A 16,041-nucleotide genomic window follows, 5' to 3' on the forward strand; every position below is an offset into this window, starting at 1 on the left:
TGCTCATACTTTAGGAAAAATCCGAGTGCCCGGCGCAACAAAGTGGCGCGCACCGGCGATCGCGAGGGAGGGGCACGGAAGGGTCCCGACGGCGAGCCGCGGGACCCGGGCAGCGCTCAGAAGCGCGTGGCGAGGCTGGGGCAGGAGGAGGGGCGGTGGGCGACCGGCGGCACGCCGGGGCAGGGCAGCGGCTGGCCATGCTGACTGTGCCGTTCCTGCCGGGGGGCCTCGGAGACGGCTCTGACCTGGCGCGAGGTGTGGCCGTCCAGCGTGGTTTTCATCCGATCCAGCAGGCCGGCCAGCGCGGCACGTTCCTGCGAATTGAAGGAGGCGACCGAGACGCTGTGCAGCGCGCTCAGGGCCTGCGCGGTACGTTGCACCCGCGCGGTGGCGCCTTCGGCGATACGGGGCGCCAGCGTCGCGGTGTACTCGATCCAGCCGTCGCGGCGCAGTTCGTCGAGCATGGTCTCCGATTGCGCCGCGTCGAGCGGCATCGGACCAGCCAGCGGCAAGCCACGCTTGAAGGCACCCTGGCGGATGGCCCGCAGCAGCAGCCACTGGGAATAGTTAAGGCCCGAGGCGCGCAGGGTCTGGTCCAACGCACCTTGCCAGGCGGTGACTGCGTCAATCAGGGCAAGGACAACCGGCTCGCTGGGTTCGAGGGGTCTTGGCTGCATGAATGGCGTCTCCTGTTGTGGTTTGCCGCCACCGCAATGCACAGGCACCCGCAGGGGTGCAAGGGGCCGGAGCATGGCCGGCCCGGGCGGCACGGCCGCCGCAGCCTCTGGGGCGGGCTGGGTCGACCGAACGGCGAGACTAACAGAAACTTTTGCCGGATTTGTGACACTGCGGGAATGTCCTGAGCCGGTAGCGCGCGATAGTGGCGGCTGCTGCGCGCGCCGTCTGCCGAATTATGAAAAAAACGACTTGGACGGATAACTTTAAATCATCGATGGAATGAGCGTGGCTGGCTAAACTGCCTGCCGGAGACCCCGCAAGCAGCCGCCAGGCCAGCACGGGGCGAACGGCGCAGGCACGGGCCGGCCGTCAGACCGGAGATCCAAGATGTACAAGGAACGCATTCGCCTTGCCAGGCTGCATGACAAGGTAGTCTCGGCCGACGAAGCCGCCGCGCTGATCCGCGACGGCATGACGGTAGGCATGAGCGGATTCACGCGCGCGGGCGACTGCAAGGAAGTGCCGTTCGCGCTGGCACGGCGCGCCGCCACCGAGCCGCTGCGCATCACCCTGATGACCGGCGCCTCGCTCGGCAACGACATCGACCGGGTGCTGGCGGAGGCTGACGTGATCGCGCGCCGCCTGCCGTTCCAGTCCGATGCCACGCTGCGTCGCAAGATCAATGCGGGCGAAGTGATGTTCATCGACCAGCATCTGTCCGAGACCGTGGAGCAGCTGCGCTCGGGCCAGATCGCACCGGTGGACGTCGCGGTGGTGGAAGCGGTGGCGATCACCGAGCAGGGCGGCATCATCCCCAGCACCTCGGTGGGCAACTCGGCCAGTTTCGCCATGCTGGCGCGCAAGGTGATCGTCGAGATCAACCTGAACATGCCGCTGGAGCTGGAAGGGCTGCACGACATCTATTTCCCGGTGCAGCGCCCGTACCGCCAGCCGATCCCGCTGATCGCGCCCGCGCAGCGCATCGGCCTGCCGTATATCCCGATCGATCCCGAGAAGATCGCGGCCATTGTCATCACCGCCAAGGACGACAGCCCTTCCAACGCGCTGCCGCCGGATGCCGATACCAGCCAGATCGCCGGCCATCTCAACGAATTCCTGCTGCGCGAGGTGCGCGCCGGGCGGCTGTCGCCGTCGCTGCAGCCGTTGCAGGCCGGCATCGGCACCATTGCCAACGCGGTGCTGCACGGGATGGTCGAGTCGCCTTTCCGCGATCTGCAGATGTACTCGGAAGTGCTTCAGGACAGCACCATCGAGCTGCTGGATGCGGGGCGCCTCGCCTTTGCCTCGGCCTCGTCGGTGACGCTGACGCGCGAGGTGTACCAGCGCTTCCTGGCGAACCTGGACCGTTACCGTTCGCGCTTGCTGCTGCGGCCGCAGGAAATCAGCAACCATCCGGAGATCCTGCGCCGGCTGGGGCTGATCACCATCAATACTGCGCTCGAGTGCGATATCTACGGCAACGTCAACTCGACCCATGTGGGCGGCACGCACATGATGAACGGCATCGGCGGTTCGGGTGACTTTGCCCGCAATGCGCACCTGTCGGTGTTCGTGACCAAGTCGGTGGCCAAGGGTGGCGATATCTCCAGCATCGTACCGATGGTGGCGCACGTCGACCATACCGAGCACGATGTCGACATCATCGTCACCGAGCACGGCCTGGCCGACCTGCGTGGCCTGGCGCCGCGCGAGCGCGCGCGCACCGTCATCGCCAACTGCGCCGACCCGCAATACCGTGACCTGCTGGGCGATTACTTCCGCCGCGCCTGTGCGCATGGCGGCCAGACCCCGCACCTGGTGGAAGAGGCGCTGTCCTGGCATGCCGCCTTCCGCGACCGCGGCACCATGCAGCCGGCGCGGCCGGCACCGGCGCTGGCCGCCTGAGGCCAGGGCAATCCCCAAAACAAAACAGCCCGCGCAGGCGGGCTGTGGGACCGGGCGAGGGCGGTGTTACTGCGCCTTGGTGCCCTGGCTGGCGGGCGCCTTGGCGCCGTCGGTATAGGGATCGGCCTTGCCGGCCTTGGCGCCGTCGGTGTACGGATCGAACTTGCCGGACTTGGCGCCATCGGTGTTCGGATCGAACTTCTTGCCCGAGTTGGTCAGCTCCGACTTGGTCGATTGCTTGGCGCCGTCGGTGTACGGGTCGAACTTGCCGGACTTGGCCGCGCTCTGGTTCGGGCCGGCTTTCTTGGTGTGGCTGCCGCTGTAGAGATCGCCGCCGTCGGTGTAGTTCTTCTGCGCATGCACCTGGGTCGCGCCGAGCGCGGCCAGTGCTGCAACGATCAGGATCGGAACGGACTTCTTCAGCATCTTGTTAATCCTCGCGAATGACGGTCGCGCAGCGCCTGCGCGAAACCGGTTTGGGGCCGGACGTTGGCCGGTCGACTGCCGGCGCTTGTTGCGGAGCACCCGGTAAATGTACCGAGTCGGCGCATGTCCGCAAAGTGAAAGTTTCTTCTAGACGTATTGAACGTTACCGACACGGCCGGCGTGCTGCGCGGGATCAAACGCGCGCGCAATAGGAATAATCTGAGTGGCGCGCCGGGCATTTTCGGAGGCCGCGCATAAAAAAACCGGCTGCCGTGGCAGCCGGTTTCCAATTCGGCAGGCGGCTCGCGCCGCCTGGCCAGCTTATTCCAGCGTGATGTTCTGGTCGCGCGCGATCTTCTTGCGCAGGTCCAGTTCGCGCTTGATCTGCGTGGCGTATTGCTGCGGCGTGTTGCCGTCGGTGTAGGCCCCGCTGTCGGCCAGGCGGCGCTTGACGTTGGGATCCTGCAGCGCCTTGACCGCGGCATCATGCACGCGCGTGATGATCGCCGCCGGCGTGCCGGCCGGGGCCACCAGGCCGTACCAGGCCATGTTGTTCATGTCCTTCATGCCGGCTTCGGCAAAGGTCGGCACGTCGGGCAGGCCTTCGACGCGCTTGGGCGCCGCCACCGCCAGCGCGCGCAGCTTGCCGGCCTGGATATGCGGCATCGACGACGGCAGGTTGTCGAACTGGGCGTTGACCTGGCCGGCCAGCGTGTCGTTCAGCGCCGGGCCCGATCCGCGGTAGGGGATGTGGACCATGTCGGTCTGGGTGATGTCCTTGAACAACTCCCCATCCAGGTGCGAGATGCTGCCCTTGCCGGCCGAGGCGTAGCTGTACTTGCCCGGGTTGGCCTTCAGCATCGCCACGAATTCCTTCAGGGTCTTGGCCGGAACCTTCGGATTCACCGTCAGCACGTTGGGCACGTTGACCAGGTTGGTGATCGGCGCGAAGTCCTTGAGCGGATCGTACGGGTTCTTGGGGTTGGTGGCCGGGTTGGTCGCCATGGTGCTGACCGTGGCGATGCCCAGGGTGTAGCCGTCCGGCGCCGACTTGGCGAGCGCATCGGCACCGATGGCGCCGCCGCCGCCGCCGCGGTTTTCCACCACCACCGGCTGGCCCAGTTCACGGCCCAGGCCGTCGGACACCGCGCGCGCCACGATATCGGTGGTGCCGCCGGCCGCGAACGGCACGATCAGGCGGATCGGCTTGGCAGGGTAGGACTGGGCGTGCGCCAGGCCGGCGTGGGCCAGGCCGAGGGCCGCGATGCATGCGGCTGCGCCGGCGTTAAGGACTGCTTTCAAGGAGGGCCTCCATTCTTCTTTCACTGATTCGCCAGCCAGGCTGCAGGCGTGTCCGCGGATCGGCTACGGATCCGGCGCCCGCGCTGTCAGGGTTTCCCGGGCTGGCATGACCGGGCCGTGCCGGGATGCGGTACGGCCGGCGCCTTGCGATAGTTCCGCGATACGGAACTATGTTCCACAATGGCGCGGGAGCGATTCAACCGGGAAAGCGCCTGCAGGGGAATTGGTGAGAACCCGCGTATCAAGAATCGGGCTGCGCTGCCGATCGCGCGCGTGGCCTGGATGGAGGCAAGCGCAAAAGCAAAAAGCCGGAAGCAAGGCTTCCGGCTTTTTCTGAATTCGCTGGTGGGGCGTGAGTGACTCGAACACTCGACCTACGGATTAAGAGTCCGCTGCTCTACCAACTGAGCTAACGCCCCAACGAAGAAAAAGATTGTAGCAAGGTATCGGATGCGGCGCAATAGCCTTTGCGGCATTTTTTACGGTGCCTGGCCGCTACAATGCAGGCCGCCGTCATGCGCCTCCGCGCCGGCACCGCACCCACCTGTTTGCCAGCTCCATGCACGCCAGAGTTCTACGCTATCTCGACGAGGTCGTCCGCCGCGGTTCCATCCGCAAGGCGGCCGAACACCTGCACGTGGCGCCGACCGCGGTCAACCGGCAGATCCTCGACCTGGAGGCCGAACTGGGCGCGCCGCTGTTCGAGCGCATCAACAAGCGCCTGCGCCTGACGCCGCTGGGCGAGATGGTGCTGGCCCACGTCCGCCAGACGCTGCGCGAGCACGACGCGCTGCGCGAGCGTATCGAGGACTTCAAGGGCGCGCGCCGGGGCGAGGTCACGGTGGCGGTGACGGCGGGCCTGGCGGGCTCGCTGATGCCGTCGCTGGTGCATGACTTCCGCCAGCGCTATCCGGGCATCGTCGTGCGCGTCAACGACCTGCCGGTGGCTGACATCGTGGCGGCGGTGGAGCAGGGCGATGCCGACCTCGGCTTGGGCTATGACCTGCCGGAACTGCCGGCCTTTCGTGCGCTGGCCAGCAGCGACTGGCAGATCGGCGCGGTGGTGCCGCCTGGCCATGCGCTGGCGGCGCGGCCATCGGTGCTGCTGAGCGAGTGCGTCGGCTATCCGCTGATCCTGCCGGCACCTTCCCTGTCGATCCGCGGCATCCTCGATGCGGCGTTTGCGCGCAATGCGATCGAGGTCTCGCCGGTGGCGGAATCGACCTCGACCGTGCTGATCCGGCAACTGGTGCTGCTGGGGACCGGCATTGCGCTGCTGAACCCGCTCGATGTGATGGAGGAGCGCGCGCGCCAGGCGCTGGTGTACGTGCCATTGCGCGACCGCCACCTGCAGGGCCAGACGTTGACGCTGGTGGCGCGCGCCGGCGGCCAGCTCAGCGCCGCGGCCGGGCTGATGGCCGAGCGCATCGGCGACGCGCTGGCGATGCTGTTCGCGCAGGCGCGCTGAGCCGGACTCGGCGGCTGTCCACTTTTTGTGGACAGGCTGCTCGGAATTCTATGCTTGGGACGCGGCATCGCGCCGCCGTAGACTGGCGGCGATCGTATCTGCCCTCAATCCCATCCGCTTCACAGAAGGAATTCCGCCATGACCCTGATAGCCCTCAATGTCGACGTCCTGGTGACCATGGACGCCCAGCGTCGCGAGATCCGCGACGGTGCGCTGGTCGCAGAAGGCCCCGCGGTGCAATGGGTCGGCCCCACCGCTGAGCTGCCGCCGCAATACCGGCGCATGGTCGACGACGGCAGCGCGCAGGTGCTGGACATGCGCGGCCGCGTGGTCACGCCCGGGCTGGTCAACACGCACCATCACATGTACCAGAGCCTGACGCGCGCGGTGCCCGCGGCGCAGGACGCCGAGCTGTTCTCGTGGCTGACCAACCTGTACATGCTGTGGTCGCACCTGACACCGGAAATGATCGCGGTGTCGACCAAGACCGCGATGGCCGAGCTGATGCTGTCGGGCTGCACCACCACCAGCGACCACCTCTACCTGTTTCCCAACGGTTCGCGCCTGGACGATTCGATCGCCGCGGCGCAGGAGATGGGCATGCGCTTCCATGCCGCGCGCGGCTCGATGAGCGTGGGCCGCAGCAAGGGCGGGCTGCCGCCTGACGTGGTGGTGGAAGAGGAAGCTGCGATCCTGCGCGACAGCCAGCGGCTGGTGGAGCAGTACCACGACAGCGCGCGCCACGCGATGCTGCGCGTGGTGCTGGCGCCGTGCTCGCCGTTCTCGGTATCGCGCGACCTGATGCGCGAATCGGCGGTGATGGCGCGGCACTACGGCGTGTCGCTGCATACGCACCTGGCCGAGAACGACAACGACATTGCCTATTCGCGCGAGAAATTCGGCCTGACGCCGGCGCAGTATGCCGAGGACCTGGGCTGGGTCGGCCACGATGTGTGGCACGCGCACTGCGTCAAGCTGGACGACGAGGGCATCGCGCTGTTCGCCCGGACCGGCACCGGGGTGGCGCATTGCCCGTGCTCGAACATGCGGCTGGCATCGGGCATTGCGCCGGTGCGTGCCATGCGCGATGCGGGCGTGCCGGTGGGCCTGGGGGTGGACGGCAGCGCGTCGAACGACGGCGCGCATATGCTGGGCGAGGCGCGCCAGGCGATGCTGCTGCAGCGGGTGGGCTACGGTCCGGCCGCGATGAGCGCGCGCGAGGCGCTGGAAATCGCCACGCTGGGCGGCGCGCGCGTGCTCAATCGGGACGATATCGGTGCGCTGGCGCCGGGCATGTCGGCGGACTTCGTCGCCTTCGATCTGTCGTCGGCCGGGTTTGCCGGCGCCGGCCATGACCCGGTGGCGGCGCTGGTGTTCTGCACGCCGGCCAATGTCGCGGCCAGCGTGATCAATGGCAAGGAGGTGGTGCGCGACGGCGAGCTGCTCACGGCCGACCTGCCAGCGGTGCTGCTGCGGCATCGCGCGCTGGCGCGCACGCTGTTCGAGCGGGCCAGCGTCGGCGCGTGACGCAGCGCATCCGCGCGGCCGGTGGCGTCCAAAGCAAAAGGCCGGAAGCATTGCTGCTTCCGGCCTTTCTTGTATTCGCTGGTGGGGCGTGAGTGACTCGAACACTCGACCTACGGATTAAGAGTCCGCTGCTCTACCAACTGAGCTAACGCCCCAACGAAGAACGAGATTCTAGCATGATTTCCGGCGCTGTCAATTGCCTGACGCAATTGCCATGGCAAGCTGCGCGAACCTGCCCCGCGTGCGAAGGGGTTGGCCGATGGAACCGAACGGCGGTCGCGATGGTCTTCCGAATGAACCCTGTCGCATAGGGTTCTACCCATACGATTTTGCCGGAGCCATGTTAGGATGTTTCTCCACTTGCATATGGAGGGCTGCACCGATGGATATCAAATTCCAAGAGCAAGAGCGCTACGACATCAATAACGAAGGCTTGTTGTTCCAGGCACTTGTCAATGGCGAGAAGGTGACTTGCGTGGTGACACGCGAAGCACTGTGGGAAGGTTTCAGCGCCGACCAGGTGCTGTCACTTGAAGAAGCATTCCGCGCCGGCCGCGAAACCATCGAACGCGCCGCTGTGGTGCTGATCGAGCAGGGCGCGCCGCAGCCTATCGTCGTCAAGCGCGCCCACGTGGCGCCGATCTGATGCGGATGGATGCCCCGGCCAGCCCCAGGCAAGCCGCGGGCGCCCATCTGGAATCAGGTATCAGAGCATAGGCCGTCCGGCCTTGCTTGCCAGCCGGCGCCGCCGGCGCAGGCAGTCCCCAGTTTCTTCCGTTTTTTTTTGCCGCCGTGACCGTGGCGAAGCGCGCCTGTGCGGGCGCTCCGTTCATGGTTGCGCGCAAGCTGCCGGCGCCGACGTGGCGCCCGGCCGCGACGCGCACTCTTCGAAGATGCGCACGGTACAGCGCGCGCAGACTTGCGGCGACAGCTGATCGATGATGGTGTGCAGCGCCTGCCGCTTGGTCGGGAACACATGGTCGGCGCCGAGCTTGTCGGTAAAGCCGGTCTGCGCCCAGGTCTGCAGCACCTGCGTGCGCGGACGGTGGAAGTACAGGTCGCCGCCGAGCGCGCGGCGCTCGCTCAGCTCGTATTCCCACATTTCCGCGCCGGCAAGGTCGATGAAGTTCATGCTCTTGGTCATCGCCAGCAGGTGGGTCTGGCCGGGGTTGACGGTGCGCAGCCAGTGCAGGCGATCCGTCACGTATTGCACCGCCCCGAAGTAGATCGCACCCTCCATGCGCAGCAGCTTGAGCTGCGGGCATTCCGGTTGCGGGCGGCGCAGCTCGTCCAGCGGCGTGAAGCGACGGCCGGGGTCGTCGGCATCCGGCACCAGGCTGCGCACCGCGGGCCGCGAGGTGCGGTACAGGTAGGCCACCAGCGACAGCACGGTGCCGAGCAGCACCGCCATTTCCAGCCGGATCACCAGCGTGGCGGCAAAGGTGCCGATGGCGATCGCGAACTCGGTGCGGCTGAGCGTGAAGATGCGGCGCAGCCGTGCGATGTCGAGCAGGCCCCACGCCACCAGCAGCAGCATCGCCGCGATCGCCGCCATCGGGATCTGCGCCAGCAGCGGGGCGCTGACCGCGACCAGCGCCACCAGCCACAGTGCCGAGAACACGCTCGCCAGCGGCGTGCGCGCGCCGGCCTCGAAGTTGGGCACCGAGCGGTTGAGCGAGCCGCAGGAGATATAGCCGGAGAAAAAGCCGCCCGCGATATTGGACAGGCCCTGGCCGATAAACTCGCGGTTGGCATCGATATGCTGGCCCGAGCGCAACGCCACCGCCTTGGCGATCGAGATCGACTGGCCCAGCGCGACGATGGTCAGCGCCGCGGCGATGCCGAGCAGGTCGGGCAGCTTGCGCCAGTCCATGTCCGGCAGCTGGAAGTGCGGCAGCGCCGAAGGAATCGGCCCGACCACGCTGACCTGGTGGCTGCCAGACTGGTTGAGCAGCAGCGCCACGCCGTAGCCGGCCAGCAGGCCCAGCAGCATGAACGGCAGCCGCCGCCACAGCCGCTTGCACAGCAGCGTGACCGCCAGCGTGACCGCGCCTACCATGGCCGCGTTCCAGTTGATGGTGCCGGCATGCTCGAACAGGTGGCGCAGCACGCCGAAGGCGCTGGTGCCGGTCGGCACCGACAGGCCGAACAGGTCCTTCAGCGCGTACAGGCCGATCAGCGTCGCGGCGCCGCAGGTAAAGCCGAGCAGCACCGACGGCGAAATAAAGTTGGCCAGCGAGCCCAGCCGCAGCGTGCCCACCGCGAGCTGCATCACCCCCACCACGATGGTGACCGCCAGCGCCAGTCCGATATAAGCAGGACTGCCCGCGAACGCGAGCGGACTCAGCATCGCGAACAGCGCCAGCGAGTTGGCGTTGGTGGGACCGGACATGACGTGCCAGCTGGAGCCGAACAGCGCCGCCACGATGCACGGCACCACCGCGCTGTAGATGCCATATTGCGGTGGCAGGCCGGCGAGCGTGGCGAAGGCCACCCCCTGCGGCAACACCAGCACGGCGCCGAGCAGTCCCGCCACCAGGTCGGCGCGCAGCGTGGTCGGGTCGACGCGCTGGCTCCATGGGAACAGGCGCGGCAGCAGGGATCCGGTGGTCGGCGCGGGCATCGGCAAGGAACGGGGGCGGGCTAGCCCGCTTCGCCGCCGCGCCCGGATGGCGGCAAGGCGGAGGCGGGCGGTGTGGATGGGGCGGGGGCCGGCTGCGGGCCCAGGCTGGCCAGCATGGCGTCAAGCGCGCGATAGACCTCGGCCAGCCGCTCGGCACCCAACTGCTGTTCGAGCTGCTGGTAGCGCGCCTCGATCAGCGGTTCCATTCCGGCAATGACTTCGTGCGCGGCGGCGGTCAGGCTGACCAGCTGGCGACGCTGGTCGGTGGCGGAGCGGGTGCGCTCCACCAGCCCGGCGTCTTCCATGCCCGCCAGCATGCGGGTCAGGCTGGGGCTCAGGATCAGGCAGGCCTCGGCAAGCTGGTTGGGCTCCATCGGCCCGCGCTCGTTGAGCGTGCGCAGCACGCGCCATTGCTGTTCGGTCACGCCGAACTGCCGCAGGATCGGCCGGAAGCCGGCCAGCAACGCTTCGCGCGCTTGCAGCAGCAGGTGGGGGAGATTGCGATGGCGAAACATGGCCTGGCTGGGAGGGCTCATGCCCGCAGTGTAGCGGGCGCGGCCGGGCGCGGCGAGCGGGGCTTGCCCGGGCTTGCCTGAACCCGCGCCACGCGCCAGTGCGACCGGCGGGCACGCACGCCGCGCCGGGTCAGCCGCAATGCAGCGTCGCCACCACCGGGGTGTGGTCGGACGGCTGCTCCCACGTGCGCGGCACCCGGTCGATCACGCACGCGGTGCACTGCCCGGTCAGCGCCGGAGACAGCAGGATATGGTCGATGCGCAGCCCGGCATTGCGCCGGAACGCTAGCATGCGGTAGTCCCACCACGAGAACGCCTTCTCCGGCTGCTCGAACTTGCGGAACGCATCGGCCAGGCCCAGTTCGAGCAGCGCGGCAAAGGCGGCGCGCTCCGGCGGCGAGACCAGGTTCTGGCCTTCCCACTTGGCCGGGTCGTGCACGTCGCGGTCCTCCGGCGCGATATTGAAGTCGCCCAGCAGCGCCAGCCGCGGGTGGCGCACCATTTCCTCGCGCAGCCACGCGGTCATCGCTTCCAGCCATTGCAGCTTGTAGGCGAATTTCTCCGAGTCGGGCGCCTGCCCGTTGGGAAAGTAGGCGCAGACCAGCCGCAGGTCGCCATAGGTGGCGGCGATCACGCGCTGCTGCGCGTCCTCGAAGCCAGGGATGTTGCGCACCACGTCGACGGGGCCGGGCATGCTCGCGTCGCGTGCCAGGATGGCGACGCCGTTGTAGGTCTTCTGGCCGGTGTAGATGCTGTGGAAACCGGCGTTTTCCAGTTCGGCCAGCGGGTACTTGTCGTCGGGCAGCTTCAGTTCCTGCAGGCACAGCGCGTCGATCGGCGCGCCGGCCTGGTCCTGCTCGGCCAGCCACTGCAGCACCTGCGGCAGCCGCACCTTGAGCGAATTGACGTTCCAGCTGGCGATGCGCAGCGGGCCCTGGCCCGGCAGTCCCAGGGCGCTCATGCCGCCATCCCGCCGTGACGCAGCAGCGCGTCGATCTGCGGCGCGCGGCCGCGGAAGGCCACGAACGAGTCCATTGCGGGGCGGCTGCCGCCCACCGACAGGATCTCGCGCTGGTAGCGCGCGCCGGTTTCGCTGTCGAGCACGGTGCCCGACAGCTGCGCGGCCTCTTCAAACGCCGCGTAGACGTCGGCCGACAGCACTTCGGCCCACTTGTAGCTGTAATAGCCCGCCGCATAGCCGCCGGCGAAGATATGGCTGAAGGTGTTCGGCCAGCGCGACAGCGGATGCTGCGGCACCACGTGGACGCGGTCGTTGATCTGGCGCGACAGCTCCAGCACCGAGGTGGCGCCGGCCGGATCGAAGTCGGTGTGCAGGTGCATGTCGAACGACGAGAACACAATCTGGCGCAGCGTCATCATGCCGTTCTGGAAGTTCTTGGCCGCCAGCATGCGGTCGAACAGCGCGCGCGGCAGCGGCTCGCCGGTGTCGACGTGCTGCGTCATGCCGGTCAGCACTTCGTACTCCCAGCAGAAGTTCTCCATGAACTGCGACGGCAGTTCCACCGCATCCCACTCCACGCCGTTGATGCCCGACACGCCCAGCTCGCCCACCTGCGTCAGCATGTGGTGCAGGCCGTGGCCGAACTCGTGGAACAGCGTGATCACCTCATCGTGCGTAAACAAGGCGGGCTTGCCGCCGACCGGCGCCGAGAAATTGCAGGTCAGGTAGGCCACCGGGGTCTGCACGCCGCCGTGCTCGAGCACCTTGCGGCCGCGCGCATCGTCCATCCACGCGCCGCCGCGCTTGCCTTCGCGCGCATACAGGTCGATATAGAACTGGGCCAGCAGGGTGCCGTCGGCAGTGCTGACGCGGAAGAAGCGCGCGTCCGGGTGCCAGGTCTGCGCCGGCTCGGACTCGATGCGCACCGAGAACAGCTTCTGCACCACGCCGAACAGGCCCTCGAGCACCTTGGCTTCCGGGAAGTACTGCTTGACCTCGTGCTCCGAGAACGAATAGCGCTGCTGGCGCAGCTTCTCCGAGGCATAGGCCACGTCCCACGGCGCCAGTTCCGGCAGGCCCAGTTCCGCCGCGGCGAAGGCCTTCAGCTCGGCCCAGTCCTGCTCGGCGTAGGGGCGCGCCTTGACCGCCAGTTCGTCGAGGAACTTGAGCACCTCGGCGGGCGACTCGGCCATCTTCGGCACCAGCGAGACTTCGCCATAGCACTGGTAGCCCAGCATCTGCGCCTCTTCGCGGCGCAGCGCCAGCTGCTCGCGCATATTGGCGGTGTTGTCCCAGTCGGCCTGGCCCTGGCCGTGCTGCGGCCCGAGCTCGGACGCGCGCGTGACGTTGGCCTCGTACAGGGTCTGGCGCAGGGCGCGGTCGTCCGCGTACTGCAGCACCGGGAAGTAGGAGGGGAAGTGCAGCGTGAACTTCCAGCCGGCCTTGCCATCCTTTTCCGCGGCGTGGCGGGCGGCTTCACGGGCATCGTCGGGCAGGCCGGACAGGCGTGCCTCGTCCTCGATCACCAGCGCGTAGGCGTTGGTCGCGTCCAGCACGTGGTCGGAGAAGGCCTTGGACAGCTGGGCCTGCTGCTCCTGGATCTCGGCAAAGCGGGGTTTCTTGTCCTCGGGCAGTTCGGCACCGCCCAGGCGGAAGCCGCGCAGCTCGTTCTCGATCAACTGGTGGCGCGCCGCGCTCATGCCGGCGAACTCGGGGCTCGCCGCCAGCGCCTTGTATTTTTCATACAGCGCCAGGCTCTGGCCGAGCGACGACCAGAACTCGGTCATGCGCGGCAGGTTCTCGGCATGCGCCTGGCGCAGCTCGGGCGTATCGGCGACGGCGCTGAGGTGGCTGACCACGCCCCAGGCGCGGCCCAGCGGCTCGGTGGCGGCTTCCAGCGCCTGCACGGCGTTGGCCCAGTCGGCGGGCGTGGCGGGATCCTCGGCGCGGGCGACGGCCTGCTGCGCGCGCTCCAGCAGCACGTCGAGCGCGGGGCTGATGTGCTCCGGCCGGATCTCGGCAAAGCGGGGCAGGTCGGAAAAGTCCAGCAGCGGATTGGTAGCGTTGGCGGCGTGGTCCATGGCGTGTTCTCGGTTGGCTGGTCTTGGTCAGGCAATATTCCCGCAGATGGGGCCGGGGCGGTGGATTTTCCAGTGCCCCGGGTGGCGCATCGGGCGCCGGCGGCAAAGGCGCGCGCTCAGCCCGCGGCGCGCTCGGCGGCTTCCAGCGTATTGATCAGCAGCATGGTGATGGTCATCGGCCCGACGCCGCCCGGCACCGGCGTGATATAGCCGGCGACTTCGCGCACGCCGGCGAAGTCGACATCGCCGCACAGCTTGCCGTGGTCATCGCGGTTCATGCCGACATCGATCACCACCGCGCCGGGCTTGACCATGTCGGCCGTGATCAGGTTGCGCTTGCCGACCGCGGCCACCACCACGTCGGCGTCGCGGGTGTGGGCGCCGATATCGCGGGTCTTGCTGTTGCAGATGGTGACGGTGGCGCCGGCCTGCAGCAGCAGCATCGCCATCGGCTTGCCGACGATATTGGAAGCGCCCACCACCACGGCGCGCGCGCCGCGCAGCGGGTACTGGATCGATTCCAGCATCTTCATGCAGCCATAGGGCGTGCACGGGCGGAACAGCGGGGCGCCGGTCATCAGCGCGCCGGCGTTGGCCACGTGGAAGCCGTCGACGTCTTTTTCCGGTGCAATCGCTTCGAGCACCTTGTGGCTGTCGATGTGCCTGGGTAGCGGCAGCTGCACCAGGATGCCGTGGATGCGGGGATCGCGGTTGAGTGCGTCGATGCGGGCCAGCAGGTCAGCCTCGGACAGGTCGGCCGGATAGCGGTCCAGCGACGAATGGAAGCCGTTGTCCTCGCAGGCCTTGACCTTGTTGCGCACGTAGACCTGGCTGGCCGGGTCTTCGCCGACCAGGACCACAGCCAGGCCGGGCTGGTGGCCGCGTTCGGTCAGGCGGGCGGCGCGCTGGGCGGCTTCGGAGCGGATTTGCTTGGCAAGGGCGTTGCCGTCGATCAGTTGGGCAGGCATGGAGGCAGGCGGGGTGATGGCGAGAAGTTGGTAGCGCCGGGCCGCGCGGGCGCGCGGCAGGGGCCAAAGGCGGAATTATAAAGGTTGCGCGAGGCCTGTCGCACTGAGCTTGACCGCCGGCAGCGATCACCCCGCCCCGTCACTGGTAGCATCGGCCGCATGCCTACCGCGCTTGCCTCGACGCTTTCCGATCCGCTGCTGGTGCTGCTGTCCGTGTGCGGACTGCTATGGGCGCTGACGCGCCGCCCCTGGCGGCTGCTGCGCCGCGATGCGCTGCAGAATGCCTGGCTGGGCGCGATGCTGCTGGTGGCGCTGCTGTGGACGGTGCGCGCGACGCTGGCAGGCGGCATGGTGATCCAGCTGCTCGGCGCCACGCTGATGGTGACGCTGTTCGGGCTGCCGCTGGCGCTGCTGTCGCTGTTCGCCGCGGACGTGGTCTCGCTGCTGGGACTCGAGTACTTGGCCGGGCACGGCTGGAGCCAGTTCGACTGGGCCGCGCTGTGGGTGCGCTATGTCTGGCTGGCGCTGCTGCCGGCGCTGCTTTCGGCGGGCCTGCAGGCGGCGATGCGGCGCCTGCTGCCGCGCCACCCGTTCGTCTTCATCCTGGGGCACGGGTATTTCACCGCCGGACTGGCCGCGCTGGGGGCGGGGGCGGCGCAGGCGGCCTGGCGCTACCTGACCATGCCGGGACAGCCGCTGAGCCTTGCCGACACCCTGCTCGGTGCCGTGATCCTGGCCTTTGGCGAGGCCTTCCTCACCGGTTTGCTGGTCGCAGTGTTTGTGGTCTATCGGCCACAGTGGGTGGTGACCTTCCGCGACGAGGATTACCTCGGGCGCTGAACGGTGTGCGCCAGGGCGCGGGGAAGGGCGCAACGGGGCGCGGGTGCGGCCTTGGCCGCACCAGGCAAGGGCGGGCGGCGGCCCTCAGCTGTTGCGCGACAGCGCGAGGCGCAGCAGGTCGGCGACGGTGTTGACGTTGAGCTTTTCCATGATGTTGGCGCGGTGCGCCTCCACGGTCTTGATCGAAATGCCCAGGTCGTCGGCGATCTGCTTGTTCAGGCGGCCGGCCACGATGCGCTCCAGCACCTGCTGCTCGCGCGTGGTCAGCTTGCCCAGCAGGTCCTTGGCGGCGCGCTGCTCGCGTGCGGTGGAGTGGTCGGTGCGGGCCTTCTGCAGCATGCGCTCGACCAGCGCGCGCAGCTCGGACTCGTCGAAGGGCTTTTCGATAAAGTCGATCGCGCCGCGCTTCATCGTCGATACTGCCATCGGCACGTCGCCGTGGCCGGTGATGAAGACGATCGGGATGTCGATCTGCTCGGCCAGCATGCGCTCCTGCAGTTCCGGCCCGCTCATGCCGGGCATGCGCACGTCCAGGATCAGGCAGGACACCTGGCTGGCGTCGTAGGCGGCGAGGAACTGCTCGGCGCTGGTGAAGCTGCGCACCTGATAGCCATTGCCCTCCAGCAGCCAGGTCAGCGAGTCGCGCATGGCTTCATCGTCGTCGACGATGAACACGGTCTCGCCGCGGTGGGGCGTGGGGTTTGGCGTTGCGGTCATGTAGTCTCCTCGGGACAACAATTCATTGCT

The 16,041-nt window shown here is 67.9% G+C and carries 14 protein-coding genes and 2 tRNA genes; 5 read left to right on the forward strand and 11 right to left on the reverse strand.

Annotated elements, in window-relative coordinates:
• Positions 1-116: 116 nt before the first annotated feature.
• Positions 117-677: a winged helix DNA-binding protein gene (locus FHX60_RS13000; protein WP_092313549.1), complete on the reverse strand. Its 561-nt coding sequence runs from the start codon at positions 675-677 to the stop codon at positions 117-119.
• Positions 678-1,065: 388 nt separating this feature from the next.
• Between FHX60_RS13000 and scpC the strand changes: the two genes are divergently transcribed.
• Entirely contained in the window at positions 1,066-2,583 is a 1,518-nt protein-coding gene (gene scpC / locus FHX60_RS13005) for a succinyl-CoA:acetate CoA-transferase ScpC (RefSeq protein WP_183283584.1), read from the forward strand.
• A gap of 66 nt (positions 2,584-2,649) precedes the next feature.
• Here scpC and FHX60_RS13010 read toward each other — a convergent pair whose 3' ends face one another.
• The 3 genes from FHX60_RS13010 to FHX60_RS13020 all read right to left on the reverse strand — a co-directional run bounded on the left by FHX60_RS13010 (position 2,650) and on the right by FHX60_RS13020 (position 4,730).
• Complete coding sequence (locus FHX60_RS13010) at positions 2,650-3,009, reverse strand: hypothetical protein (RefSeq protein WP_183283586.1); 360 nt, start codon at positions 3,007-3,009, stop codon at positions 2,650-2,652.
• A gap of 321 nt (positions 3,010-3,330) precedes the next feature.
• Positions 3,331-4,311, reverse strand: coding sequence for a tripartite tricarboxylate transporter substrate binding protein BugE (locus tag FHX60_RS13015; protein ID WP_092313541.1), 981 nt, complete (start codon positions 4,309-4,311; stop codon positions 3,331-3,333).
• Positions 4,312-4,654: 343 nt separating this feature from the next.
• Positions 4,655-4,730, reverse strand: a tRNA-Lys gene (locus FHX60_RS13020).
• Between the two features lie 140 nt (positions 4,731-4,870).
• Between FHX60_RS13020 and FHX60_RS13025 the strand changes: the two genes are divergently transcribed.
• Entirely contained in the window at positions 4,871-5,779 is a 909-nt protein-coding gene (locus tag FHX60_RS13025; RefSeq protein WP_112775483.1) for a LysR family transcriptional regulator, read from the forward strand.
• 138 nt (positions 5,780-5,917) lie between these two features.
• On the forward strand, positions 5,918-7,306 hold the full coding sequence (locus FHX60_RS13030; protein WP_183283587.1) for an 8-oxoguanine deaminase: 1,389 nt from the start codon (positions 5,918-5,920) through the stop codon (positions 7,304-7,306).
• A 79-nt stretch (positions 7,307-7,385) separates the two neighbouring features.
• On the opposite strand, the gene FHX60_RS13035 is transcribed toward FHX60_RS13030, so the two are convergent.
• Positions 7,386-7,461 (reverse strand) — tRNA-Lys (locus tag FHX60_RS13035).
• A 227-nt stretch (positions 7,462-7,688) separates the two neighbouring features.
• Between FHX60_RS13035 and FHX60_RS13040 the strand changes: the two genes are divergently transcribed.
• Positions 7,689-7,952: a DUF1488 family protein gene (locus FHX60_RS13040; RefSeq protein ID WP_018006788.1), complete on the forward strand. Its 264-nt coding sequence runs from the start codon at positions 7,689-7,691 to the stop codon at positions 7,950-7,952.
• A gap of 183 nt (positions 7,953-8,135) precedes the next feature.
• On the opposite strand, the gene FHX60_RS13045 is transcribed toward FHX60_RS13040, so the two are convergent.
• The 5 genes from FHX60_RS13045 to folD form a co-directional block, all read right to left on the reverse strand.
• Positions 8,136-9,929: a SulP family inorganic anion transporter gene (locus tag FHX60_RS13045; RefSeq protein WP_183283588.1), complete on the reverse strand. Its 1,794-nt coding sequence runs from the start codon at positions 9,927-9,929 to the stop codon at positions 8,136-8,138.
• Positions 9,930-9,949: 20 nt separating this feature from the next.
• The gene (gene hpaR / locus FHX60_RS13050; protein ID WP_183283589.1) at positions 9,950-10,465 is read right to left on the reverse strand and encodes a homoprotocatechuate degradation operon regulator HpaR; all 516 of its coding nucleotides are present in this window, start codon (positions 10,463-10,465) and stop codon (positions 9,950-9,952) included.
• A 109-nt stretch (positions 10,466-10,574) separates the two neighbouring features.
• Positions 10,575-11,405 (reverse strand): exodeoxyribonuclease III, encoded by an 831-nt coding sequence (xth, locus tag FHX60_RS13055; protein WP_181487010.1) that lies wholly within the window; start codon positions 11,403-11,405, stop codon positions 10,575-10,577.
• Positions 11,402-13,486: a M3 family metallopeptidase gene (locus FHX60_RS13060; protein WP_183283590.1), complete on the reverse strand. Its 2,085-nt coding sequence runs from the start codon at positions 13,484-13,486 to the stop codon at positions 11,402-11,404. The genes xth and FHX60_RS13060 overlap by 4 nt, the downstream gene beginning before the upstream one ends.
• Positions 13,487-13,602: 116 nt before the next feature.
• Positions 13,603-14,454, reverse strand: a complete 852-nt coding sequence (gene folD, locus FHX60_RS13065) for a bifunctional methylenetetrahydrofolate dehydrogenase/methenyltetrahydrofolate cyclohydrolase FolD (RefSeq protein ID WP_092313523.1) — start codon at positions 14,452-14,454, stop codon at positions 13,603-13,605.
• A 159-nt stretch (positions 14,455-14,613) separates the two neighbouring features.
• Here folD and FHX60_RS13070 point away from each other — a divergent pair, with 159 nt between their 5' ends.
• Complete coding sequence (locus FHX60_RS13070; RefSeq protein ID WP_112775440.1) at positions 14,614-15,294, forward strand: hypothetical protein; 681 nt, start codon at positions 14,614-14,616, stop codon at positions 15,292-15,294.
• A gap of 84 nt (positions 15,295-15,378) precedes the next feature.
• On the opposite strand, the gene FHX60_RS13075 is transcribed toward FHX60_RS13070, so the two are convergent.
• The gene (locus tag FHX60_RS13075) at positions 15,379-16,011 is read right to left on the reverse strand and encodes a response regulator transcription factor (RefSeq protein WP_012352577.1); all 633 of its coding nucleotides are present in this window, start codon (positions 16,009-16,011) and stop codon (positions 15,379-15,381) included.
• Positions 16,012-16,041 lie beyond the last annotated feature (30 nt).

Origin of the sequence: Cupriavidus alkaliphilus (assembly GCF_014191175.1) — a bacterium.
GTDB classification, from domain to species: Bacteria; Pseudomonadota; Gammaproteobacteria; order Burkholderiales; family Burkholderiaceae; genus Cupriavidus; species Cupriavidus alkaliphilus.

Excerpts from the sequence above, each read along its gene's own strand:
- FHX60_RS13060 (WP_183283590.1), bottom strand. The coding sequence starts at position 13,486 with ATGGACCACGCCGCCAACGCTACCAATCCGCTGCTGGACTTTTCCGAC.
- FHX60_RS13070 (WP_112775440.1), top strand. The coding sequence starts at position 14,614 with ATGCCTACCGCGCTTGCCTCGACGCTTTCCGATCCGCTGCTGGTGCTG.
- xth (WP_181487010.1), bottom strand. The coding sequence starts at position 11,405 with ATGAGCGCCCTGGGACTGCCGGGCCAGGGCCCGCTGCGCATCGCCAGC.
- FHX60_RS13010 (WP_183283586.1), bottom strand. The coding sequence starts at position 3,009 with ATGCTGAAGAAGTCCGTTCCGATCCTGATCGTTGCAGCACTGGCCGCG.
- FHX60_RS13000 (WP_092313549.1), bottom strand. The coding sequence starts at position 677 with ATGCAGCCAAGACCCCTCGAACCCAGCGAGCCGGTTGTCCTTGCCCTG.
- folD (WP_092313523.1), bottom strand. The coding sequence starts at position 14,454 with ATGCCTGCCCAACTGATCGACGGCAACGCCCTTGCCAAGCAAATCCGC.
- FHX60_RS13025 (WP_112775483.1), top strand. The coding sequence starts at position 4,871 with ATGCACGCCAGAGTTCTACGCTATCTCGACGAGGTCGTCCGCCGCGGT.
- FHX60_RS13040 (WP_018006788.1), top strand. The coding sequence starts at position 7,689 with ATGGATATCAAATTCCAAGAGCAAGAGCGCTACGACATCAATAACGAA.
- FHX60_RS13030 (WP_183283587.1), top strand. The coding sequence starts at position 5,918 with ATGACCCTGATAGCCCTCAATGTCGACGTCCTGGTGACCATGGACGCC.
- FHX60_RS13045 (WP_183283588.1), bottom strand. The coding sequence starts at position 9,929 with ATGCCCGCGCCGACCACCGGATCCCTGCTGCCGCGCCTGTTCCCATGG.
- hpaR (WP_183283589.1), bottom strand. The coding sequence starts at position 10,465 with ATGAGCCCTCCCAGCCAGGCCATGTTTCGCCATCGCAATCTCCCCCAC.
- FHX60_RS13075 (WP_012352577.1), bottom strand. The coding sequence starts at position 16,011 with ATGACCGCAACGCCAAACCCCACGCCCCACCGCGGCGAGACCGTGTTC.
- scpC (WP_183283584.1), top strand. The coding sequence starts at position 1,066 with ATGTACAAGGAACGCATTCGCCTTGCCAGGCTGCATGACAAGGTAGTC.